Below are 21,778 nucleotides of genomic sequence, written 5' to 3' on the forward strand. Positions count from 1 at the left end.
AAAACAATGATGACTCAATATGTTTTTGCACCCCAGGCGCCGATTAGCATCCCGGTTGTTGGCAGCGATGAGCAGTTCCCGGTACGCCGCGTTTACTGCGTTGGCCGTAACTATGCCGCCCACGCTCGTGAAATGGGCTTCGATCCGGATCGCGAACCACCTTTCTTCTTTTGTAAACCGGCGGATGCGGTTGTGCCGGTGGCGGCTGGCGAAACGCTGGATCTGCCGTATCCGGCGCAGACCGACAACTATCACTACGAGATTGAGCTGGTGGTCGCCATCGGCAAAGCGGGACGCGACATCCCGCTGGAGCAGGCGCAGGAATATATCTGGGGCTATGCCACCGGACTCGATATGACCCGCCGCGACCGCCAGATGGAGATGCGCCAGATGGGGCGCCCGTGGGAGATAGGTAAAGCGTTCGATATTTCCGCTCCTGTCGCGCCGCTGCATAAAGCCGCCGAGGCGCGCGAGGTGAATCAGGCCGGGATCTGGCTGCAGGTGAATGGTGAAGATCATCAGCGTAGCGATATACGCCACCTCATCTGGTCGGTAAATGAAACCATCAGCTATCTCTCGGGCTTTTTTGAACTGCAGCCCGGCGATCTGATTTTCACCGGCACGCCGGAGGGCGTCGGCGCGGTGGTGAGGGGTGATGTGATTACCGGCAACGTAGACGGACTGACGCCTATCGCCGTGCGCGTGGTGTGAGGTGAACAATGAAGCTGTACAGTTTTTTTAATAGCTCTGCCTCATATCGGGTGCGCATTGCGCTGGCCCTCAAGGGCATCGATTATCAGAGCGTGGGGGTGAATATCCGCATCGGGGCGCAGAATGCGCTGGAGTACCGGCGGCTCAATCCGGTTGGGCTGGTGCCGACGCTTATCACCGATGACGGTGAATCGCTGGGCCAGTCGCTGGCGATTGTTGACTGGCTTGACCGCCACTACCCACAAATGCCGCTGCTGCCGCAGGAGGATCCCGCGCGGATGCGGGTGCTGGAGATGGTCTACGCCATCGCCTGCGATATTCATCCGATTAATAACATGCGGGTCTTGCGCTACCTTAGCGATGAGTTGAAGGTCAGCGAAGCGGACAAAAAACGCTGGTACGCCCACTGGATCCAGCAGGGGCTGAGCGCGCTGGAGCAACTGCTGCGACAATCGAAATCCGGCGCTTTCTGCGTCGGCGATAGACCAACGCTCGCCGACTGTTGTCTGGTGCCGCAATGGGCCAACGCGCAGCGGATGGGGTGTGATTTGAGCCATTATCCGCGCTGCCAGGCGGTTTACGACGCCTGTACCCGGCTACCGGCCTTTATTGCCGCCGCGCCGGAAAATCAACAAGACAAAATTCCGGCCTAGGGAGGAGGGAAAATGGCGAAAGTGACGCGAGCAATTATCGTTGGCGGCGGCATTGGCGGCGCGGCGACGGCGCTCTCTCTGGCGCGCCAGGGGATCAAAGTGATGCTGCTGGAAAAGGCGCATGAAATCGGTGAAATCGGCGCCGGTATTCAGCTGGGGCCGAATGCGTTTTCAGCACTGGATAGCCTCGGCGTCGGCGAAGTGGCGCGCCAGCGCGCGGTGTTTACTGACCATATCACGATGATGGATGCGGTGAATGGGGAAGAGGTAGTGCGTATCGAGACCGGGCAGGCCTTCCGTGACCATTTCGGCGGCCCGTATGCGGTGATCCATCGGGTGGACATTCACGCCACCGTCTGGGAAGCCGCGCTGACCCATCCCGGCGTGGAATACCGGACTTCAACTCAGGTGGTGGATATCCGCCAGACCGCCGATGACGTGACGGTCTTTGATGACAAAGGCAACAGCTGGACCGCCGATATTCTGCTGGGCTGCGACGGCGTGAAGTCAGTGGTGCGCCAGAGTCTGCTCGGCGATGCGCCGCGGGTCACCGGCCACGTGGTGTACCGCGCGGTGATCGAGGCGGCCGACATGCCGGAAGACCTGCGTATTAACGCGCCGGTACTGTGGGCCGGGCCGCATTGTCATTTGGTGCATTATCCGCTGCGCGGCGGCAAACAGTACAACCTTGTGGTCACCTTCCATAGCCGCGAAAGCGAAGAGTGGGGCGTGCGCGACGGTAGTAAAGAAGAGGTGCTCTCTTACTTTAAAGGGATTCATCCGCGCCCGCGGCAGATGCTCGACAAGCCGACTTCCTGGCGCCGCTGGTCCACCGCCGACCGCGAGCCTGTTGCAAAGTGGGGCAACGATCGCATTACCCTGGTTGGGGATGCCGCCCATCCGGTAGCGCAATATATGGCGCAGGGCGCCTGCATGGCGCTGGAAGATGCGGTAACGATAGGTAAAGCGCTGCAGCAGTGCGACGGCGACGCCGCTCGCGCCTTCGCGCTGTACGAGTCGGTGCGTATTCCGCGTACCGCGCGAATTGTCTGGTCAACCCGTGAAATGGGGCGGATTTATCACGCGGCGGGGGTCGAACGTCAGGTACGTAATCTTCTCTGGAAGGGCAAAGCGCAGGATGAATTTTACCGCGGTATCGAGTGGCTTTACGGCTGGAAAGAGGATAACTGCCTCGAACCACGCTAAGGTCTGGTATTGAGGTCTTTCAACCGACGCACAGAGGCGCTACCATAGCGCCTCTTTTTTTTCCGGGTAACGATATGCGTGTATTACTGGCGCCAATGGAAGGCGTGCTCGATTCGCTGGTGCGCGAGCTGCTGACCGAGGTTAACGATTACGATCTGTGCATCACCGAATTTCTGCGCGTGGTGGACCAGCTGCTGCCGGTAAAATCGTTCTATAGACTGTGCCCGGAACTGCACCATCAAAGTCGCACTCCGTCCGGCACCCGGGTGCGCGTGCAATTGTTGGGGCAATACCCGCAATGGCTGGCGGAAAACGCCGCCCGCGCGGTGGAGCTTGGCTCTTGGGGCGTGGATTTAAACTGCGGCTGTCCATCGAAACTGGTGAACGGCAGCGGCGGCGGTGCGACGTTATTGAAAGATCCCGAGCTTATCTATCGCGGGGCGAAAGCCATGCGCGAAGCGGTTCCCGATCACCTGCCGGTGACGGTGAAAGTTCGCCTCGGCTGGGACAGCGGCGAACGGCGCTTTGAAATCGCCGACGCGGTACAGCAGGCGGGCGCCAGCGAGCTGGTGGTGCATGGCCGCACGAAAGAGGATGGTTACAAAGCTGAACGTATCAACTGGCAGGCCATCGGAGAAATCCGCCAGCGCCTGACTATTCCGGTGGTTGCCAACGGCGAAATCTGGGACTGGCAAAGCGCGCAGGAGTGCATGGCCGTCACCGGCTGTGATTCAGTGATGATTGGCCGCGGCGCGCTCAACGTGCCGAATCTCAGCCGGGTAATTAAATACAATGAACCGCGTATGCCGTGGCCGCAGGTGGTTGAGTTACTCAAAAAATATACCCAGCTGGAAAAGCAGGGGGATACCGGTTTATATCACGTGGCGCGCATTAAGCAGTGGCTGGGCTATTTACGCAAAGAATACACGGAAGCGCTTGGCCTCTTTAATGAAATTCGCACCTTGCAAACCTCAGCAGAGATAGCGAACGCCATTGCACGTTATTAGATAAGGCGGTGTTATTCCGTACGCACTTTATTAATTAGCACTCATCCTTGCACGATGCGACGCGAGCTGTATCACGTTTTTATTCCTTCGCGCTTGAGTCGCCACAAGAAGTTGATACAGTGCAATAGTTGGATTGCTACTGCTTCGGCAGGCGAAACCTGATTACCTGGCATTTGTCGGGGGTCAGGTTTTTTTGTTTCTGGGGTTCATATGCTAATCGCCAAAGTACTTAATAATAACGTGGTGGTAGTGGTCAACGAGCAGCAGCGCGAACAGGTGGTGATGGGGCGAGGGCTGGCCTTTCAAAAGCGCGTGGGCGACTCGTTGGACGAAAGTAAAATTGAAAAAGTCTTCGCCTTACAAAGCGATGAACTGGTTGGCCGCTTAGGCGAATTACTCAGTCAGATACCGTTAGAAGTGATGACCACCTGCGATCGTATCATCGACCTGGCCCGCGGGCGGTTGGGAAAGTTACAGGAAAGTTTGTACATCACATTAACTGACCACTGTCACTTTGCCATCGAGCGGCAGAAAAACGGCGTCGCGATTCGCAACGTGCTGCTGTGGGAGATTAAACGGCTGTATCCGAAGGAGTTCGAACTGGGTCAGGAGGCGAGGGCCATTATCGCCCGCCGGCTGGGCGTCGAGCTTGCCGAGGATGAAGCTGGGTTTATCGCTTTGCATCTGGTGACGGCGCAGCTCAACAGCGAAATGCCGGAAGTGATGCACGTGACGCGGGTGATGCAGGAGATCCTGCAACTGGTGAAGTATCAGCTGCAGCTTAACTATGACGAAGAGTCGCTCAGCTACCAGCGCTTTGTGACCCACCTGAAGTTTTTCGCCCAGCGCATGTTAACGCGAACGGTAGTGCAGGATGACGACGTCACGCTGCACAGCGCGGTGAAAGATAACTACGCCAAAGCGTGGAAGTGCGCGGAAACGGTGGCGAAGCACTTGCAAAAGAATTATCAACGGGCGCTGACCACCGAAGAGATTATGTTTCTTGCCATTCATATTGAACGGGTAAGAAAAGAGGGGCGTTAATTCCCCCACAAAACTGGATTGTTACTGCATGATGCAGGCAAAACCTGAGCGCGACGCCAACCGGCGTGGTTCTCGGGTTTTTTTATTTTTAATACTCAGTCGCCGGTTGTCTGTGGGCAGCGGCAGTAAGGAAAAGAGCATGGAATATAAAGCACTCGCGCAGGATATTCTTCACCGCGTCGGCGGCAAAGAGAATATTGTGAGTCTGGTTCACTGCGCGACACGTCTGCGTTTCAAATTGAAGGATAATGCGAAGGCCGATGCCGAAGGGCTGAAGGCGAACCCCGGTGTGATCATGGTGGTAGAAAGCGGCGGCCAGTTTCAGGTGGTCATCGGTAACCATGTTCACGATGTCTGGCTGGCAGTGCGCCAGCAGGCGGGGTTAAGCGACGACAGCGAACCGGTGCCGCAGGAGAAAGCGGCGAAAAGCTCGGTATTAAGTCAACTCATCGACATCATCTCCGGCATCTTTACCCCTTTTATTGGCGTGATGGCGGCGACGGGTCTGCTGAAAGGTCTGCTGGCGCTGGCGCTAACCTGCGGATGGCTCACGCCGCAGCAGGGGACCTATAAAATCTGGTTTGCCGCCAGCGATGCGCTGTTCTTTTTCTTCCCGCTGTTTCTTGGCTACACCGCCGGCAAAAAGTTTGGCGGCAACCCGTTTATCTCAATGGTGATCGGCGGGGCATTAACCCACCCGCTGATGATTCAGGCCTTTGAAGCCAGTCAGACGGGGGCGCCCGTGGAGCACTTCCTCGGTATACCGGTGACCTATATCAATTATAGCTCCTCGGTGATCCCGATTATCCTCGCCTCCTGGGTCTGCTGCTGGCTGGAACGGAAGAGTAACGCGGTGCTGCCGTCCGCGATGAAGAACTTTTTTACTCCGGCAATCTGCCTGGCGGTGGTAGTGCCGCTGACCTTTCTGGTGATAGGCCCGCTGGCGACCTGGCTGAGCCACATGATTGCCAATGGCTATCAGGTTATCTACGTTTTTGCCCCATGGCTGGCAGGCGCAGTGCTGGGCGCGCTATGGCAGGTATGCGTTATTTTCGGCCTGCACTGGGGGCTGATACCGTTGATGATCAATAACATGACCGTGTTGGGGCATGATTCTATGCTGCCAATTATTCTGCCGGCGGTGATAGCCCAGGTGGGCGCCGTGCTGGGGATACTGCTGGCCACGCGCGATTCGCGTCAGCGGATGCTGGCCGGTTCCGCGTTTTCCGCCGGGCTGTTTGGCATCACGGAGCCTGCCATTTATGGCCTGACGCTGCCGTTACGTCGCCCGTTTATCTTCGGGTGTATCGCCGGCGCGATTGGCGGCGCGATCACCGCCTTCAGTAATAGCTACGCCTATTCCTTTGGGGTGCCGAACATTTTCTTTCCGGCGCAGATGATCCCGCCCGGCGGTATTGATTTTAGCGTGTGGGGCGGATTAATCGGCACCGGGGTGGCTTTCATTCTCGCCTGCGTATTGACCTTCTTCGCCGGCTTACCGCGCAGCCAGGCGGAAGGCGCCGTCGTCGTCGCGCCTGCGGCGGAAAACGATATTCTGGCGCCGATGTCCGGCAGCGTGCTGGCCCTCGATCAGGTGCCGGATAGCACCTTCGCCAGCGGTCTGCTGGGTAAAGGCGTGGCCATTATTCCGGCGGTGGGCAAGGTCATTGCCCCGTTTTCTGGCGAGGTCGCCTCGCTGTTTCAGACTAAACACGCCATCGGCCTGCTGAGCGACAGCGGCATTGAGCTACTGATCCATGTCGGCATTGATACCGTCAAACTCGACGGCGTACCGTTTACCGCCCATGTCAAAGAAGGGGATAGAGTTCAGGCCGGCGATTTGCTGCTGGAGTTCGACCGTCAGGCTATTCTGGACGCCGGTTACGACCTGGCGACCCCAATTATTATCAGCAACAGCGATGATTACCGTAGCGTTGAGATTGTATCCGCGAGCGTCGTGGATGCCGGCCAGCCGCTGTTGTCCGTCAGCCATTAATTACAGGAGAGAGCGATGAAAACATTCCCACAGGGCTTTTTATGGGGCGGCGCCACCGCGGCAAATCAGGTCGAAGGGGCGTATCTGGAAGATGGCAAAGGTTTATCCACCTCCGACGTGCAGCCGCAGGGGGTATTCGGCGACGTCGTGGAGCGCGTTGCGGGCGACAGCGGTATTAAAGATGTGGCGATCGATTTTTACCATCGTTACCCGCAGGATATCGCGCTGTTCGCTGAGATGGGTTTCAACTGTCTGCGGGTCTCGATCGCCTGGACGCGTATCTTCCCGAACGGTGATGACGCCGAGCCGAACGAAGCCGGGCTGGCCTTCTACGACAAGCTGTTTGCCGAGATGGCCGCGCATAATATCACTCCGCTGGTGACGCTATCGCACTACGAGATGCCGTGGGCGCTGGTAAAAAACTATGGCGGCTGGGGCAGTCGCAAGGTGATTGGCTTTTTCGAACGCTACGCCAGAACGGTATTCAGCCGCTATAAAAATCAGGTCAAACTGTGGCTCACCTTTAACGAAATTAATATGTCGCTACATGCGCCAATGACCGGCGTCGGGCTGCCGGCCGGTAGCAGCAAAGGCGAAGTTTATCAGGCTATCCACCACCAGCTGGTAGCCAGCGCGCTGGCGGTCAAAGCCTGTCATGAACTGGTACCGCAAGGCAAGATTGGCAATATGCTGCTCGGCGGGCTGATGTATCCGCTGAGCTGCAAGCCGGAAGATGTCTTTGAAACGCTGCAGCAAAACCGCAGCTGGCAGTTCTTTGGCGATGTGCAGTGCCGTGGCGCCTATCCGGGTTACATGCAGCGCTATTTCCGCGAAAACGATATTACGCTGACCATCACCGACGGCGACCGGGAAGCGCTGAAAGAGACCGTCGATTTTATCTCCTTTAGCTACTATATGACCGGCTGCGTTACCGCCGATGAAGCGCTGAACCAGCAAGCGCGAGGCAACATTCTCAGCATGGTGCCCAACCCGCATCTGGCAAGCTCGGAGTGGGGCTGGCAGATAGACCCGCTGGGGCTGCGTACCCTGTTGAACGTACTGTGGGACCGCTATCAGAAGCCGTTGTTTATCGTTGAAAATGGTCTGGGGGCGAAAGATAAAATCGAAGCCGACGGCAGCATCAACGATGACTATCGCATCAGCTATCTCAACGATCATCTGGTGCAGGCGCGCGAAGCCATTGCCGACGGCGTTGAACTGATGGGCTTTACCAGTTGGGGGCCAATCGATCTGGTTAGCGCGTCGAAGGCCGAGATGTCCAAGCGCTACGGTTTTATCTATGTCGATCGTGACGATCGCGGGCAGGGAACGCTTGAACGGCGTAAGAAGAAAAGCTTCGCCTGGTATCAGGCGGTGATTGCCAGTAACGGCGGTAGCCTGCAGGAATAAGCTGTTCGGCGGCCCGGTTGATGCGGGCCGCATGCCGTTTAAGCCGGTTTACCGGCGCGCAGTAAAAAGATCATCGGACGCTCTTTCTCTTCCTCCAGCGCCGGTTGGGCCGCGATTTGCTCGGCGCTCGGGCCCCACTCATCAAGCTGCTCCAGCATAAAACCGGCGGCGATGAGCGCGTTAATCCAGCTTGAGAGTTTGCGATGCTGTTTAATCACCCCCTCGGCAAACCAGTTGCTGATACGTTCGCCTTCCTGCTGATAGTGGCTGACCGGCCAGCGTTTCTGCCCCTGTTCATCTACCTGCCAGCCCTGCTGCAGCGGCGCGGTATAGATGGGATGTTCGGCGGAGAAGACCAGCGTACCGCCGGGAACCAGCGCCTGATAGAGCGTGGCGAACAGCGGGGCGACATCCGGCAGGTAATGCAGCGCCAGCGAACTGTAGACCAGATCGCAGCTCTCGGTGGGCAGCGTCAGGGTTTGCAGGTCGGCGCAGCGATATTCGATAGTTTCGCCGGTGGTCATCTCCCGCGCCCGCTCCAGCATCCGGCTGGAGAGATCAAAACCGATTATCTGTTTTGCTCCCTGTTGCTGCGCCCAGCGGCAAAACCAGCCGTATCCGCAGCCGAGATCGACTACTCGCAGGCCGTCTAACGCTGGCAGCAGGCGCTGAATTGCCGGCCACTCCGGCGCGCCGTCAAGCCCCTTCACCGAACGATCAAGGGTGGCGTAACCGGCAAAGAAACCGGGATCGTCATAAATGTTCTGACTCATTGCGACTCCAATAATAACTTTGTTTATTTTTAGCTGACTCATTGTCAATGCACACGCTTTACTTAACGAACGTCATTCAATTAATTTATGATGACCAACCTTTATAAGTAACCCGACCTGAAGAATGAACCTTACACTGAGCAAAAGCGTGCTGGCGGCACTGCCACTGGCCATCGCGCTGGCTGGCTGCGCGCCATCCCATGACATTGACGGCCCTTTAAAGCAGCAAACCCCGGCATCTCATGTTTCGATGGATCTTCCCGCCGCCGTAAAAAATGGCTGGCCGCACACCGACTGGTGGAAAGACTACCACGATGCCCAGCTGGATAATCTGATTCAGCGCGCGTTAGCCAATGCCCCGGACATGCAAATTGCCGCGCAGCGCATCAAACTGGCCGAAGCGCAGGCGCGAATGTCGCAGGCGAATCTTGGTCCGGAGATGGATTTCTCCGCCGATATCGAACGGCAGAAAATGTCCGCGGAAGGCCTGATGGGACCGTTCGCTACCGATACCGACGGCAACACCGGGCCCTGGTACACCAATGGTACCTTTGGTCTGACTGCCGGTTGGGATCTGGATCTGTGGGGGAAAAACCGTGCGTTGGTGAAAGCGCGTATCGGCGAAGTGAAAGCCCAGGTCGCCGAGCAGGCGCAGACCCGCGAGCTGCTGGCCAGCAGCGTGGCGCGCCTGTACTGGCAGTGGCAGACCGAAGCAGCGGTGAAAACGGTGCTGCAGCAGGTCAAAAGCGAACAGAATAATATTGTTAGCGTCGATACCGCGCTCTATCAGCGTGGCATCACCAACTCTGCCGAAGGGGCGGAGAACGACATTAACGTCAGCAAAACCGATCAGCAGCTGGCCGACGTGGCGGGTAATATGAAAGAGATTGAAGCGCGGCTGATGGCGTTAACCAACAGCCAGAGCCAGTCGCTCAATCTGCGAGCGGCGCCGCTGCCCGCAGTCAGCGCACAAATGCCGAGCGAACTGGGCTATGAACTGCTGGCCCGCCGTCCGGATCTGCAGGAAGCCCACTGGTATATTGAATCCTCGCTAAGCGAAGTTGATGCGGCGAAAGCGGCGTTTTATCCGGATATCAACCTGATGGCGTTCCTGCAACAGGATGCGCTGCATTTAAGCGATCTGTTCCGCCACTCGGCGCAGCAGATGGGCGTCACCGCCGGGCTGACGCTGCCTATCTTTGATAGCGGCAGGCTGAATGCCAATCTCGACATCGCCAGCGCGCAGAACGGCCTGTCGATCGCTAAATACAACAAAGCCGTGGTCGATGCGGTGAACCAGGTAGCGAAAACCGCAAGCCAGGTCGAGACGCTGATGGAGAAAAACCAGCAGCAGCAGCAGGTGGAGAAAGACGCGCAGCGGGTGGTCAATCTCGCCCAGGCGCGGATGAATGCGGGAATCTTATCCGGTTCCCGCGTGAGCATGGCGAAGCTGCCTGCGCTACAGGAGCGAATCACCGCACTGCGTCTGCACGGCCAATGGCTGGATGCCAGCATTCAGCTGACTTCCGCACTGGGCGGCGGTTATCACCAGACGACGAAATAACGGCATCAATAGCGGCGCGCGGCGCCGCTATTGATTATCATCTTCTGTATCTTCCTCTTTTCTTTTCGCTTCCCGGCGTTTCAGCCACAGATGAACCCCGACCACCAGCGCCACTACGAGGATCAGCCAGATCCAGTGTTTAACGTGCTGATCGAGATGGTGCAGCCACGGGCCGATCGCCTCGCCGCCAAGATAGCCAAGGGTAGTAAAAATCAGCGCCCAAACAATGGCGCCAAAAATATTCAGCGGTAGAAATATTTTTGGCGGCAAGCGGCTGGCGCCGATCAAGACCGGGCCGATAACCCGAAAGCCGTACATAAAGCGGGTGCCGATAACGAACAGATAGGGATGGCGCTGAATCAGGCGCTGCGCTTTACGGATGCGCGCCTTTTGCCGCGAGAAGCGGCGCAGTAGCTTACCGCCGAACTGACGTCCAAGGAAATACAACAGCTGATCGCCGATCATGCCGCCCAGGGCCACGGCGATGACCACCAAAGGAAACTTCAATAGACCCTGATGTGCCGCCACGCCGCCAAGGATGGTGATGGTTTCACCTTCTGCGATGCTGCCAATAACCAGCGCCGCGTAGCCGTATTGGGAAATCAGGTGATTGATATCCATATAAACATAAACTCCTACTCTTACCAGTCCCTTAATCATACACCCTGATGATTAAAACGCGCTGAAGCGGATTTTTATCGCTGTACACAAAATAATCTACAGAGTGAATTATACTTGGATCAGTGCTGTACGAAGCCGTGACAAGGGGGACGCTATGAACCATGTCTGGGGACTCTTCGCTCATCCTAATCAAGAGATGAGCGTGATCAAGAGTGAAAATGAGACCGTTTCGCACCACTACACGCACCATGTGCTGGTGATGGCGGCGGTTCCGGTTATCTGCGCCTTTATCGGTACGACGCAGCTCGGCTGGAACTTCGGCGACGGTACGGTGATTAAGCTCTCGCTGATGACCGGGTTGGTATTAGCGGTACTGTTTTACGCCGTGATGTTAGCGGGGGTGGCGGTGATGGGGCGGGTGATCTGGTGGATGGCCAGAAGCTATCCGCAGCAGCCGTCGCTGAAACGCTGTATGGTCTTTGCCGGCTACGTCGCGACGCCGCTATTTTTAAGCGGGATCGTGGCGCTCTATCCGCTGGTATGGCTGTGCGCGCTGATAGGCACCATCGCGCTGTTTTACACCGGTTATCTGTTGTATCTGGGTATTCCGACCTTCCTGAGTATTAATAAGGAAGAGGGGCTCAGCTTCGCCAGCTCAACCCTGGCTATCGGGGTGCTGGTGCTGGAAGTGCTGCTGGCGATCACCGTCGTGCTGTGGGGCTACGGGTACCGACTCTTCTAATCAAATGCATTGCCGGCAGAAATGAATAATTATGTCGGCAATGCAGCATTTACTCACGATTCTTATTGGCCTCAGGGCGTTATGACGCGGTATGATGGCGTTTGCCAGCGGCGTAGCTCACTTTACGCCGCGGCGTACGTTCTATAACGTGCAAAAATACTTTTCAGAATGCCCATGATGCCGAATTTTCGAATTTCTTTGCTCAGCCTGACTTTGCTGCTGGCTGTGCCTTTTGCGCCCCAGGCGATAGCAAAAACCACTGCGGTAACCGCCGCTTCACAGCCGGATATCGCTTCCGGTAGCGCGATGATCGTCGATCTGGCGACCAAGAAAATCATTTACGCCAGCCAGCCCGATTTGGTGCGCCCGATGGCGTCGATCACCAAAGTAATGACCGCCATGGTGGTGCTGGATGCGCATTTACCGCTGGACGAAATGCTGACCGTTGATATCAGCCAGACGCCGGAGATGAAAGGTATCTATTCCCGCGTACGACTTAACAGCCAAATCAGCCGCCGCAATATGCTGCTGCTGGCGCTGATGTCTTCGGAAAACCGTGCCGCCGCCAGCCTGGCGCACCACTATCCTGGCGGTTATAACGCTTTTATCCGCGCGATGAACGCCAAAGCGCAGGCGCTGGGTATGACCCACACACGCTATGTTGAGCCGACCGGCCTGTCGGTGCATAACGTCTCCACGGCGCGCGATCTGACTAAGCTGCTGATCGCCAGCGAACAATATCCGCTGATCGGCCAGCTAAGCACCACCAAAGAAGATACCGCCACCTTTGCGCATCCGGCGTATACCTTGCCGTTCCGCAATACCAACCATCTGGTGTATCGCGATAACTGGAATATTCAGTTGACCAAAACCGGCTTTACCAACGCCGCCGGCCACTGCCTGATTATGCGTACGGTGATTAATCAACGCCCGGTAGCGTTGGTGGTAATGGACGCGTTTGGCAAATATACCCACTTCGCCGACGCCAGCCGGTTACGGACCTGGATTGAAACCGGTAAGGTGATGCCGGTTCCGGCGTCAGCATTGAGCTATAAAAAGCAGCGTGAAGCGCAGATGGCGGAAGCGATGCTGAAAGGCGGCACGCAGACCGCGCAGAACGATTAATTTGTCCTTCCCCCGGATTGCGCCGCAATCCGGGAATTTTGATATCACTCCGGTAACGTCCAGTCGCCGTCGCCAAGCTGGCGCTGCATGATTAGGGTATCGCGCCAGTCGCCCATCTTATAGCCGACGCTGCGCAGCTGTCCGGTAACGGTAAAGCCAAATTTCTTATGAATGGCAATCGAGGCGGCGTTATTGTGGCCGTCGCCGATAATCGCCAGCATCTGCCGCCACGGCCCCTGTTCACATTGCGCGATGAGACGCGTCAGCAGCGCGCTGCCGATGCCGCGCCCGCCCATGCCGGACTCGACGTAAATCGACTCCTCCAGCGTATAGCGATAGGCCGGGCGAGGGCGGTAAAAGGTGGCATAGCAGTAGCCGACAATGGTGCCGCGCCACAGCGCGACCAGCCACGGAAGCCCGTTATCGCGCACGGTTTTGATTCGCTTACGCATTTCGTCGACGGTAGGCGGGATCTCTTCAAACGAGGCGCGGCCGTTAAGCACGTGCCAGACGTACAGCGCGGCAATCGCATGCGCGTCATCAGGCAACGCTTCGCGGATCTCTAAGTCGGCGTCTTGTAACTTATCCTTGGCGGACATGGGGGCTCCTCAAGCTAATTGGCCGGAGAGTCTTTTTCTCCGGCGTGCAGCGTAATACAGAAGCCCCGCGGCTGAACAGTCCTGGTTGACGATTATTGTGCTTCCGTCGGCTTCTGCGCCTCGCCCCAGTATTTTTGTTTGCTGGTTTTGCCGATCCCCGGATTCATGCTGTTGGTGGGATCGTTCTGGCGATAGAAGCGTTTTAAACTCTCCGCCGCTTCATACAGATGCCCGACGTTGTGCTCCGCCGGGTACTGCGCGCCGCGCGCTTTCAACAGATCCAGCATTTTTTCCTTCAGTTCGTGCGCGTCGACCCCTTTCTTCACGATGTAATCCTGGTGGAATACGTGACACATAAAGTGGCCATAGTAGAGCTTGTAGACCAACTGGCTGTCGATTTCCGCCGGCAGATGTTCGAACCATTCGGTGTCATTGCGGCGCAGGGCGATGTCCAGCGCCAGAATATCTTCCACTTCGTCGGCATGTACCGCCTGATAGCGGATCGCCGCGCCGGCGGCGGCGAAGCGGTGCAGGAATGCCTTGCTGCCTTCTTCCGCGGTACAGACAAAGAAATCGCCTTCGGCCTGCTGGAAATACTCCGTAAGCCACTTCTGCGCTTCTTCGATGCCGTCGCCGGCCATCTTCAGCAGCAGATGATGTTCGTACTTATCACGCCAGGTTTTCATACGCTCTGGCAGGTGCGCCGGGAAGGCGTGACCGAGCTTCTGCATAAAGCGGTCGGTGAAGTGTGGCTTGAACAGGGAGACTTTTTCCAGCATCGCGTCGGTGCGCCCCTTCATGGTGAAGAAGAACGGCATTTTGTCGGTGCCGAGCTTATCGATCATCAGGAAAGTGTCTTTGCCATATTTTTCGGCGATATCGTAAATATCGCGGTGCATATATTCACCGGCCACCGGCAGATTATTGAATTCAGCGAGGATGTGGCGGCGGATTTCGGTGAGCACTTCCGGCTGATTGGTGCCGATATAGAACACCTGCTGGCGCTTTTCCGCCGGAAAAGTATCGAGACGGACGGCGAAGACCGCCAGCTTGCCGGCGCAGCCGGAGGATTCGAACAGGCGGTCCGGGTCGGCGTTATAGCGAGCCGGGGTATCGGCGTTGACGTCGCGCACGCGGGTGACGTAATCGTGATCGTGGGCGTGGCGGCCATCGTGCTGCACGTCGGCATCGTTGATACGGTCATCGTCGAGGCGGCTCAGGATTTGCTCCGGCGTTGAGCCAAGATCGATTCCCAGATGGTTGACTAATTTCAGTTTGCCGTCGGCGTCAATCTGCGCGAACAGCGACATTTCGGTATAGGCCGGTCCGCGTTGCACCAGCGATCCGCCGGAGTTGTTACAGATACCGCCGATGACGGATGCGCCGATGCAGGAAGAGCCGATCACCGAGTGCGGTTCGCGGCCCAGCGGTTTTAGCGCTTTTTCCAGTGAATAGAGAGTGGTGCCAGGGTAGGCCAGCACCTGCTCACCCTTATCCAGCAGGTGCAGCTTATCCAGACGCAGCGTGCTGATAATGACGATTTCGCGATCGTAATCATTGCCGCTTGGGGTGGAGCCTTCGGTGAGGCCGGTATTCGCCGCCTGCATCAGGATAATTTTGTCAGCCTGGACGCAGGCGCTGAGCACTCGCCATAATTCAAGCAGGGTACCGGGGAACACCACCGCCAGCGCATCGCCGTGGCCGGAGCGGAAACCTTTCCGGTAACGCTGGGTTTTCGCCGGATCGGTTAACAGATGCGAGGAGCCAACCAGCCGCGCCAGTTCCGCCAAAAAGGGAGGGTTATTTATTGTTGTTGCAGATGACATGATTCACTCCTTGTGGGCACAGAAAAGCTATATCGCTGTTAGCATACCGCTTTGTATGACAATTTGGTGTATGAATGTTTCTATAAATCAGATAAGAACCTTAGCATTCTACGGGCGCGTTGTTTATATATATGGCAAACTGCGGTTTTTGCTGCGTTTTCGCTGGGCTATTAGCACCGAATCAAAGAGGGATACATAATAATGAAATGGTTGTGTACTGTTGGCGTCGCCGTGAGCCTGGCGCTGCAACCCGCGCTGGCGGATGAACTGTTTGGTAACCATCCGCTGACGCCTGAGGCGCGAGATGCGTTTGTTAGCGAACTGCTTAAAAAAATGACGGTCGATGAAAAAATCGGTCAGCTGCGCCTAATCAGCGTCGGTCCGGATAACCCGAAAGAGGCGATCCGGGAAATGATCAAAGACGGTCAGGTAGGGGCGATTTTTAATACCGTGACCCGGCCTGATATCCGCGTGATGCAGGATCAGGTGATGCAGCTAAGCCGCCTGAAGATCCCGCTGTTTTTCGCCTACGATGTGCTGCACGGCCAGCGTACCGTCTTCCCGATAAGCCTCGGCCTGGCCTCCTCTTTTAATCTCGACGCGGTGAATACCGTCGGACGTATCTCGGCCTATGAAGCGGCTGACGATGGTCTCAATATGACCTGGGCGCCGATGGTCGACGTCTCTCGCGACCCGCGCTGGGGCCGCGCCTCCGAAGGTTTTGGCGAGGATACTTACCTGACCACCGTGATGGGTAAAGCGATGGTGGAGTCGATGCAGGGTAAGAGCCCGGCAGACCGCTATTCGGTGATGACCAGCGTTAAACACTTCGCCGCCTACGGCGCGGTTGAAGGCGGCAAAGAGTACAACACCGTCGATATGAGCCCGCAACGCCTGTTCAACGACTACATGCCGCCGTATAAAGCCGGTCTCGATGCCGGCAGCGGCGCGGTGATGGTGGCGCTAAACTCGCTCAACGGTACGCCGGCGACTTCCGATTCCTGGCTGCTGAAAGACGTCCTGCGCGACCAGTGGGGCTTTAAAGGCATCACCGTTTCCGACCATGGCGCCATCAAAGAGTTGATTAAACACGGTGTCGCCTCCGACCCGGAAGACGCGGTGCGCGTCGCGCTGAAGTCCGGTATCAACATGAGCATGAGCGATGAGTACTACAGCAAATATCTGCCGGGGCTGGTGAAATCCGGTAAGGTGACGATGGCCGAACTGGATGACGCTACCCGCCACGTGCTCAACGTCAAGTATGATATGGGGCTGTTCAACGATCCGTACAGCCATCTGGGGCCGAAAGCATCCGACCCGCAGGACACCAACGCCGAAAGCCGTCTGCATCGTAAAGAGGCGCGTGAAGTGGCGCGAGAAAGCCTGGTGCTGCTGAAAAATCGTCTCGATACGCTGCCGCTGAAAAAATCCGGCACGATCGCCGTAGTAGGCGCGCTGGCGGATAGCAAGCGCGACATGATGGGCAGTTGGTCGGCGGCGGGCGTGGCCGATCAGTCGGTCACCGTGCTGACCGGCATTAAAGAAGCGCTGGGCGATAAAGGCAAAGTGATTTATGCCAAAGGCGCTAACGTTACCGACGATAAAGGCATTGTCGATTTCCTTAACCTGTATGAGAAAGCGGTGCAGGTCGATCCGCGCTCGCCGCAGGAGATGATCGATGAAGCCGTGGCGGCGGCGAAACAGTCCGACGTGGTTGTTGCGGTAGTGGGTGAAGCGCAGGGCATGGCGCATGAGGCTTCCAGCCGGACCGATATCACCCTGCCGCAAAGCCAACGCGATCTGATTAGCGCGCTGAAAGCGACCGGTAAGCCGCTGGTGCTGGTGCTGATGAACGGGCGTCCGCTGGCGCTGGTGAAAGAGGATCAGCAGGCGGATGCGCTGCTGGAGACCTGGTTTGCCGGTACTGAAGGCGGCCATGCAATCGCCGATGTGCTGTTTGGCGATTACAACCCTTCCGGTAAGCTGCCGATGTCTTTCCCACGTTCGGTGGGGCAGATCCCGACCTACTACAGCCATCTGAATACCGGCCGTCCGTATAATCCGGAAAAGCCCAATAAATACACCTCGCGTTATTTTGATCAAGCGAATGGCCCGCTGTATCCATTTGGTTATGGCCTGAGCTACACCACCTTCAGCGTTTCGGATGTTAAAATGTCGGCGCCAACGATGCCGCGCGACGGCAGCGTGACCGCCAGCGTGCAGGTGACCAACACCGGCAAGCGCGAAGGGGCGACGGTGATCCAGCTTTATTTGCAGGACGTGACCGCGTCGATGAGCCGGCCGGTGAAAATGCTGCGCGGCTTTAAGAAGGTGAATCTCAAGCCGGGTGAGACGCAAACCGTCAGCTTCCCGATTGATGTTGAAGCGCTGAAATTCTGGAACCAGCAGATGAAATACGTTGCTGAACCGGGCAAATTCAACGTCTTTATTGGGGTGGATTCCGCCCGCGTTAAGCAGAGCGAATTTGAGTTGCTGTAATCGATAGCCCTGTCAAAGGGGATAAACCGGGTATTACTCCTGAAAGGCCGATTAATCGGCCTTTTTTTTTCGTTCGCCGGCCAAATGGACTACGCTTTTCTCTTAAGCTTCTGTAAACGGAGCGCAAAAGAAGAGAAGGAAGCAGGATGATGGCAACGAAATGGTCAGGCGCGTTGGCGCTAGTGGCGCTGGTCAGCCTGCCGCTGCAGGCGGCGGAACCGGTGAAAGTGGGTTCGAAAATCGATACGGAAGGGGCGCTGCTCGGCAATATCATTTTGCAGGTACTGGAAAGCCACGGCGTGAAAACGGTCAATAAAGTCCAGCTTGGCACCACGCCGGTGGTTCGCGGAGCGATTACCGCCGGTGAGCTGGATATCTATCCGGAATACACCGGCAACGGGGCTTTCTTCTTTAAAGATGAAAATGACCCGGCGTGGAAAAACGCCAAACAGGGCTATGAAAAAGTTAAAAAGCTGGACGCGGAAAAAAACAAGCTGATCTGGCTGACCCCGGCTCCCGCCAATAATACCTGGACTATCGCGGTGCGACAGGAAGTGGCGGAGCAAAATCATCTTGCTTCATTGGCCGATCTTAGCGCCTATCTACAGAAGGGCGGCGATTTTAAACTGGCGGCTTCCGCGGAGTTTATCGAGCGCGCCGATGCTCTCCCGGCGTTCGAAAAAGCCTATGGCTTTAAGCTCAATCAGAATCAGCTGTTGTCGCTGGCGGGCGGCGATACCGCGGTGACCATTAAAGCGGCGGCGCAGCAAACCTCCGGCGTAAACGCGGCGATGGCCTATGGCACCGATGGCCCGGTAGCGGCTTTGGGGCTGCAAACCCTGAGCGATCCAAAAGGCGTACAGCCTATTTACGCCCCGACGCCGGTTGTGCGTGAAGCGGTGCTGAAGGCGTATCCGCAGATGGCGCAGTGGCTGGAACCGGTGTTTGCCAGCCTCGATGAAAAAACGTTGCAGAAATTAAACGCCAGCATTGCCGTTGAAGGGCGAGACGCGAAGAGCGTAGCCGCCGATTACCTGCAACAAAAAGGGCTGCTGAAGTAAATACGAGTGACTATTCGTTGTTATAACCGCGTGGCGCTGCTGCTCACGCTACTGCTGTTGGCCGTGACGGCGCTGCCATTCGTCACTTATGCCCCTAATCGTCTGCTTTCCGGTGAAGCGCGCTGGCTATGGACGCAGATGCCGTGGCTGGCGGCGGCGCAGCTGGCGGGCGTGCTGCTGCTGTTGTTATTGTGCTGGATCCCAGGCCGTCTGGCGCTGCTCGGTAGCCTGCTTATTGCCGATTTGCTCCTGCCACTACTAATGTGGGGCGCCGGAGACATCGCGCTACAGCTGGTGCAACAGGGCTCCCCGCTGGCGCGTACCTCTCCCGGAAGCGGATTATGGCTTTCGCTGGCGCTATGTCTGCTACTCGCCAGCGATACTATCCGCCGCCTGACTCCGCACGCTTTATGGCGATGGCTGCTGAATGCGCAGCTTTGGCTGCTACCGTGCCTGCTGCTGTGGCATGGTTCGCTCGATCAACTCTCTTTGCTGAAAGAATATGCTAACCGTGAGGATGTCTTTAATGACGCGCTGCGTCAGCACCTGTGGTTGTTGTTCGGGACGTTGCTGCCCGGATTATTATTGGGTCTATCGATAGGCTTCGCCCTCTGGCGGCGACCGCACTGGCAGGCGCCAGTATTTACCTTCCTTAATGTGATTCAAACTATTCCTTCGGTGGCGCTCTTCGGTTTGTTGATCGCGCCGTTGGCCGGGTTGACGCGCCATTTTCCGCTACTGGGCAAAATTGGCATTTCTGGAACCGGCCTGGCTCCGGCGCTAATCGCACTGGTGCTGTATGCGTTATTGCCGCTGGTACGCGGGGTGGTGACCGGGCTGCAACAGGTACCGCGCGAGACGCTGGAAAGCGCAACCGCAATGGGAATGAACGACTCCCAGCGTTTTCGCCAGGTTCAGTTACCGTTGGCGCTGCCGGTCCTGTTGCGCAGCCTGCGGGTGGTCAGCGTACAGACTGTCGGTATGGCGGTGGTAGCGGCGTTGATAGGCGCGGGCGGCTTCGGCGCTTTGGTGTTTCAGGGGCTCCTCAGCAGCGCGCTGGATTTGGTGCTGCTGGGCGTCATTCCGACGATTGCGTTGGCGGTAGTCGTGGATGCCGTGTTTGCACTGTGGAGCGCGTTACTAAAAGGAGAAACGCATGATTGAGTTCGACGGGGTGAATAAAGCCTTTGCCGGGCAACCCGCGGTGAAAGATCTCAACCTGCATCTGCGCGAGGGGGCGTTTTCGGTGCTGATTGGTACTTCCGGCTCCGGAAAATCAACCACCCTGAAGATGATTAACCAACTGGTGGAACAGGATAGCGGAGTGATACGCTTCGCCGGCGAGGATATCCGTCGACAGCCATTGCTGGCGCTGCGCCGCCGTATGGGGTACGCCATTCAGTCAATTGGCCTGTTTCCACACTGGACGGTGGCGCAAAATATCGCCACCGTGCCGCAGTTGCAAAAGTGGCCGCGCGCAAAAATTACCGAGCGGGTTGATGAATTGATGGCGTTATTAGGCCTGGAGCCTCTACTACGCGATCGCTACCCGCATCAGCTTTCCGGGGGCCAGCAGCAGCGCGTCGGCGTGGCGCGGGCGCTGGCGGCCAACCCGGAGGTGCTGTTAATGGATGAGCCGTTCGGCGCGCTGGATCCGGTGACCCGCGAAGCGCTGCAGCAGGAGATGCTGCGCATTCATCGTCTGTTTGGGCGCACGATTGTGCTCGTCACCCATGATATCGATGAAGCGCTACGCCTGGCGGATCATCTGGTGCTGATGGACGGCGGCGAAGTGGTGCAGCAGGGAGAGCCGTTACAGATGTTGCTGGAGCCAAAGAACGCCTTTGTCGAAACCTTCTTTGGCCGCAGTGAACTAGGGGTGCGGCTGCTCTCGCTACGCGGCGTCGGGGATTATTTACGCCGGGATGAGCGGCTGGCGGGCGATGCGCTAAACGTCTCAATGACGTTGCGCGAGGCGTTGTCGCAGTTTGTCGCTCACCGTCGCGACGTTTTGCCGGTGGTTGATGAACAGGGCGAAGCGTGCGGTACGTTGCACTTTGCTGATTTGTTACGTGATGGAGGTGGGGCGTGAAGGCGCTTCGCGATCCGCTGCTGTGGTTGGTGGCGCTGTTTATCGCGCTGCTGCTGGTGTTGCCCCATAGCGCGCCGCTGTTTAGCTGGCTATTTCCGGAACTGCCGCGCCCGGTTTATCAGCAGGAGAGTTTTCTGGCGCTGACGCTGGCGCATTTTTGGCTGGTGGCGTTATCAAGCCTTGTCGCAACGGTTATCGGTATCGGGGCCGGGGTTATCGTCACCCGGCCCGCCGGACGAGAGTTTCGTCCACTGGTGGAGACCATTGCCGTCATGGGACAGACATTTCCGCCGGTGGCGGTACTGGCGATTGCGGTACCGGTGATGGGCTTCGGCTGGCAACCGGCGCTTATCGCGCTGGCGCTGTACGGAATATTGCCCGTGCTGCAGGGGACGTTGGCTGGATTAAGTTCGATATCGCCTGGGGTATTGAACATTGCCGAGGGGATGGGGATGAGCGGCTGGCAGCGGTTGTGCAAAGTGGAGCTGCCGCTGGCGGCCCCGGTCATGCTGGCCGGGATCCGCACTTCGGTCATCGTCAATATTGGTACGGCAACCATTGCCTCAACGGTGGGCGCCAACACGCTCGGCACGCCAATTATTATCGGCCTCAGCGGCTTTAATACCGCTTACGTGCTGCAGGGGGCGCTGCTGGTAGCGCTGGCGGCGATCATCATCGATCGCTTTTTCGAACGGCTAAACCAGTGGGTCAGCCGACACCACCGCGAACAATAAACGAGTAACCCGCTAGCATCACGCCGCCGATCCCGCCGATGGCCATGCATAAGAAGAGGGTAATGACCGCGATTTTCGCAGGCTTCATGATAGGCTCCTTTTGTTAACGGAGGGA

Annotated in this window: 19 protein-coding genes and 1 pseudogene; 15 read left to right on the top strand and 5 right to left on the bottom strand. The window is 57.2% G+C overall.

Annotated features, from left to right (window positions below; all coding sequences use genetic code 11):
* Positions 1-9 precede the first annotated feature (9 nt).
* From ABLU86_RS07950 to ascB, 7 genes are all read left to right on the top strand, one after another.
* Entirely contained in the window at positions 10-711 is a 702-nt protein-coding gene (locus ABLU86_RS07950) for a fumarylacetoacetate hydrolase family protein (RefSeq protein ID WP_348796154.1), read from the top strand.
* A gap of 8 nt (positions 712-719) precedes the next feature.
* Positions 720-1,364: a maleylacetoacetate isomerase gene (gene maiA, locus ABLU86_RS07955; RefSeq protein WP_015706104.1), complete on the top strand. Its 645-nt coding sequence runs from the start codon at positions 720-722 to the stop codon at positions 1,362-1,364.
* A 12-nt stretch (positions 1,365-1,376) separates the two neighbouring features.
* Entirely contained in the window at positions 1,377-2,570 is a 1,194-nt protein-coding gene (locus tag ABLU86_RS07960) for a 3-hydroxybenzoate 6-monooxygenase (protein ID WP_015365724.1), read from the top strand.
* Between the two features lie 74 nt (positions 2,571-2,644).
* A complete protein-coding gene (gene dusC / locus ABLU86_RS07965; RefSeq protein ID WP_015365725.1) occupies positions 2,645-3,577 on the top strand; it encodes a tRNA dihydrouridine(16) synthase DusC in 933 nt (310 codons plus the stop codon).
* Between the two features lie 210 nt (positions 3,578-3,787).
* Positions 3,788-4,621, top strand: coding sequence for a transcriptional antiterminator BglG (gene bglG, locus ABLU86_RS07970; RefSeq protein ID WP_015365726.1), 834 nt, complete (start codon positions 3,788-3,790; stop codon positions 4,619-4,621).
* Between the two features lie 28 nt (positions 4,622-4,649).
* Positions 4,650-6,617, top strand: coding sequence for a PTS beta-glucoside transporter subunit IIABC (gene bglF, locus ABLU86_RS07975; protein WP_162184139.1), 1,968 nt, complete (start codon positions 4,650-4,652; stop codon positions 6,615-6,617).
* A 15-nt stretch (positions 6,618-6,632) separates the two neighbouring features.
* A complete protein-coding gene (gene ascB, locus ABLU86_RS07980; protein WP_020078295.1) occupies positions 6,633-8,027 on the top strand; it encodes a 6-phospho-beta-glucosidase in 1,395 nt (464 codons plus the stop codon).
* A gap of 38 nt (positions 8,028-8,065) precedes the next feature.
* Here the strand turns inward: ascB and ABLU86_RS07985 are convergent, their stop codons facing one another.
* On the bottom strand, positions 8,066-8,800 hold the full coding sequence (locus tag ABLU86_RS07985) for a class I SAM-dependent methyltransferase (RefSeq protein WP_045412251.1): 735 nt from the start codon (positions 8,798-8,800) through the stop codon (positions 8,066-8,068).
* A 124-nt stretch (positions 8,801-8,924) separates the two neighbouring features.
* Here ABLU86_RS07985 and mdtQ point away from each other — a divergent pair, with 124 nt between their 5' ends.
* The gene (gene mdtQ, locus ABLU86_RS07990) at positions 8,925-10,364 is read left to right on the top strand and encodes a multidrug resistance outer membrane protein MdtQ (protein ID WP_348796133.1); all 1,440 of its coding nucleotides are present in this window, start codon (positions 8,925-8,927) and stop codon (positions 10,362-10,364) included.
* Between the two features lie 27 nt (positions 10,365-10,391).
* On the opposite strand, the gene ABLU86_RS07995 is transcribed toward mdtQ, so the two are convergent.
* Positions 10,392-10,985, bottom strand: a complete 594-nt coding sequence (locus ABLU86_RS07995) for a DedA family protein (protein ID WP_015365732.1) — start codon at positions 10,983-10,985, stop codon at positions 10,392-10,394.
* Between the two features lie 154 nt (positions 10,986-11,139).
* Here ABLU86_RS07995 and ABLU86_RS08000 point away from each other — a divergent pair, with 154 nt between their 5' ends.
* Both ABLU86_RS08000 and pbpG read left to right on the top strand, forming a co-directional pair.
* The gene (locus ABLU86_RS08000) at positions 11,140-11,727 is read left to right on the top strand and encodes a Yip1 family protein (RefSeq protein ID WP_015365733.1); all 588 of its coding nucleotides are present in this window, start codon (positions 11,140-11,142) and stop codon (positions 11,725-11,727) included.
* Positions 11,728-11,901: 174 nt separating this feature from the next.
* Positions 11,902-12,852, top strand: a complete 951-nt coding sequence (pbpG, locus tag ABLU86_RS08005; protein WP_161798740.1) for a D-alanyl-D-alanine endopeptidase — start codon at positions 11,902-11,904, stop codon at positions 12,850-12,852.
* A gap of 44 nt (positions 12,853-12,896) precedes the next feature.
* Here the strand turns inward: pbpG and ABLU86_RS08010 are convergent, their stop codons facing one another.
* Positions 12,897-13,451, bottom strand: coding sequence for a GNAT family N-acetyltransferase (locus ABLU86_RS08010; protein WP_015706095.1), 555 nt, complete (start codon positions 13,449-13,451; stop codon positions 12,897-12,899).
* Positions 13,452-13,543: 92 nt separating this feature from the next.
* Positions 13,544-15,277 carry a D-lactate dehydrogenase gene (gene dld / locus ABLU86_RS08015; protein ID WP_032712031.1) on the bottom strand — a complete coding sequence of 578 codons (1,734 nt, stop codon included), beginning with the start codon at positions 15,275-15,277 and terminating at the stop codon, positions 13,544-13,546.
* A gap of 201 nt (positions 15,278-15,478) precedes the next feature.
* Here dld and bglX point away from each other — a divergent pair, with 201 nt between their 5' ends.
* The 5 genes and pseudogenes from bglX to ABLU86_RS08040 all read left to right on the top strand — a co-directional run bounded on the left by bglX (position 15,479) and on the right by ABLU86_RS08040 (position 21,663).
* Entirely contained in the window at positions 15,479-17,776 is a 2,298-nt protein-coding gene (bglX, locus tag ABLU86_RS08020; protein WP_015706093.1) for a beta-glucosidase BglX, read from the top strand.
* A 146-nt stretch (positions 17,777-17,922) separates the two neighbouring features.
* Positions 17,923-18,837, top strand: a complete 915-nt coding sequence (locus tag ABLU86_RS08025; protein ID WP_015365739.1) for an ABC transporter substrate-binding protein — start codon at positions 17,923-17,925, stop codon at positions 18,835-18,837.
* Positions 18,838-18,843: 6 nt separating this feature from the next.
* Positions 18,844-20,001, top strand: coding sequence for an ABC transporter permease (locus tag ABLU86_RS08030; RefSeq protein ID WP_348796132.1), 1,158 nt, complete (start codon positions 18,844-18,846; stop codon positions 19,999-20,001).
* Positions 19,994-20,939, top strand: a pseudogene (locus ABLU86_RS08035) (ABC transporter ATP-binding protein); the annotation flags it as partial. The gene ABLU86_RS08030 and the pseudogene ABLU86_RS08035, both read left to right, overlap by 8 nt.
* On the top strand, positions 20,926-21,663 hold the full coding sequence (locus ABLU86_RS08040) for an ABC transporter permease (protein WP_348796131.1): 738 nt from the start codon (positions 20,926-20,928) through the stop codon (positions 21,661-21,663). The pseudogene ABLU86_RS08035 and the gene ABLU86_RS08040, both read left to right, overlap by 14 nt.
* On the opposite strand, the gene ABLU86_RS08045 is transcribed toward ABLU86_RS08040, so the two are convergent.
* The gene (locus ABLU86_RS08045; protein ID WP_015365743.1) at positions 21,638-21,751 is read right to left on the bottom strand and encodes a protein YohO; all 114 of its coding nucleotides are present in this window, start codon (positions 21,749-21,751) and stop codon (positions 21,638-21,640) included. The two genes, ABLU86_RS08040 and ABLU86_RS08045, sit on opposite strands and share 26 nt — an antisense overlap.
* Positions 21,752-21,778 lie beyond the last annotated feature (27 nt).

Origin of the sequence: Klebsiella sp. JN_Kp121 (assembly GCF_040062145.1) — a bacterium.
GTDB classification, from domain to species: Bacteria; Pseudomonadota; Gammaproteobacteria; order Enterobacterales; family Enterobacteriaceae; genus Klebsiella; species Klebsiella aerogenes.

Coding starts and splice junctions, on each gene's coding strand:
- mdtQ (WP_348796133.1), top strand. CDS start 8,925: ATGAACCTTACACTGAGCAAAAGCGTGCTGGCGGCACTGCCACTGGCC.
- ABLU86_RS08010 (WP_015706095.1), bottom strand. CDS start 13,451: ATGTCCGCCAAGGATAAGTTACAAGACGCCGACTTAGAGATCCGCGAA.
- ABLU86_RS08000 (WP_015365733.1), top strand. CDS start 11,140: ATGAACCATGTCTGGGGACTCTTCGCTCATCCTAATCAAGAGATGAGC.
- ABLU86_RS07995 (WP_015365732.1), bottom strand. CDS start 10,985: ATGGATATCAATCACCTGATTTCCCAATACGGCTACGCGGCGCTGGTT.
- ascB (WP_020078295.1), top strand. CDS start 6,633: ATGAAAACATTCCCACAGGGCTTTTTATGGGGCGGCGCCACCGCGGCA.
- ABLU86_RS07950 (WP_348796154.1), top strand. CDS start 10: ATGACTCAATATGTTTTTGCACCCCAGGCGCCGATTAGCATCCCGGTT.
- ABLU86_RS07985 (WP_045412251.1), bottom strand. CDS start 8,800: ATGAGTCAGAACATTTATGACGATCCCGGTTTCTTTGCCGGTTACGCC.
- dld (WP_032712031.1), bottom strand. CDS start 15,277: ATGTCATCTGCAACAACAATAAATAACCCTCCCTTTTTGGCGGAACTG.
- dusC (WP_015365725.1), top strand. CDS start 2,645: ATGCGTGTATTACTGGCGCCAATGGAAGGCGTGCTCGATTCGCTGGTG.
- bglF (WP_162184139.1), top strand. CDS start 4,650: ATGATGCAGGCAAAACCTGAGCGCGACGCCAACCGGCGTGGTTCTCGG.
- bglX (WP_015706093.1), top strand. CDS start 15,479: ATGAAATGGTTGTGTACTGTTGGCGTCGCCGTGAGCCTGGCGCTGCAA.
- pbpG (WP_161798740.1), top strand. CDS start 11,902: ATGATGCCGAATTTTCGAATTTCTTTGCTCAGCCTGACTTTGCTGCTG.
- ABLU86_RS07960 (WP_015365724.1), top strand. CDS start 1,377: ATGGCGAAAGTGACGCGAGCAATTATCGTTGGCGGCGGCATTGGCGGC.
- ABLU86_RS08025 (WP_015365739.1), top strand. CDS start 17,923: ATGATGGCAACGAAATGGTCAGGCGCGTTGGCGCTAGTGGCGCTGGTC.
- bglG (WP_015365726.1), top strand. CDS start 3,788: ATGCTAATCGCCAAAGTACTTAATAATAACGTGGTGGTAGTGGTCAAC.
- maiA (WP_015706104.1), top strand. CDS start 720: ATGAAGCTGTACAGTTTTTTTAATAGCTCTGCCTCATATCGGGTGCGC.
- ABLU86_RS08045 (WP_015365743.1), bottom strand. CDS start 21,751: ATGAAGCCTGCGAAAATCGCGGTCATTACCCTCTTCTTATGCATGGCC.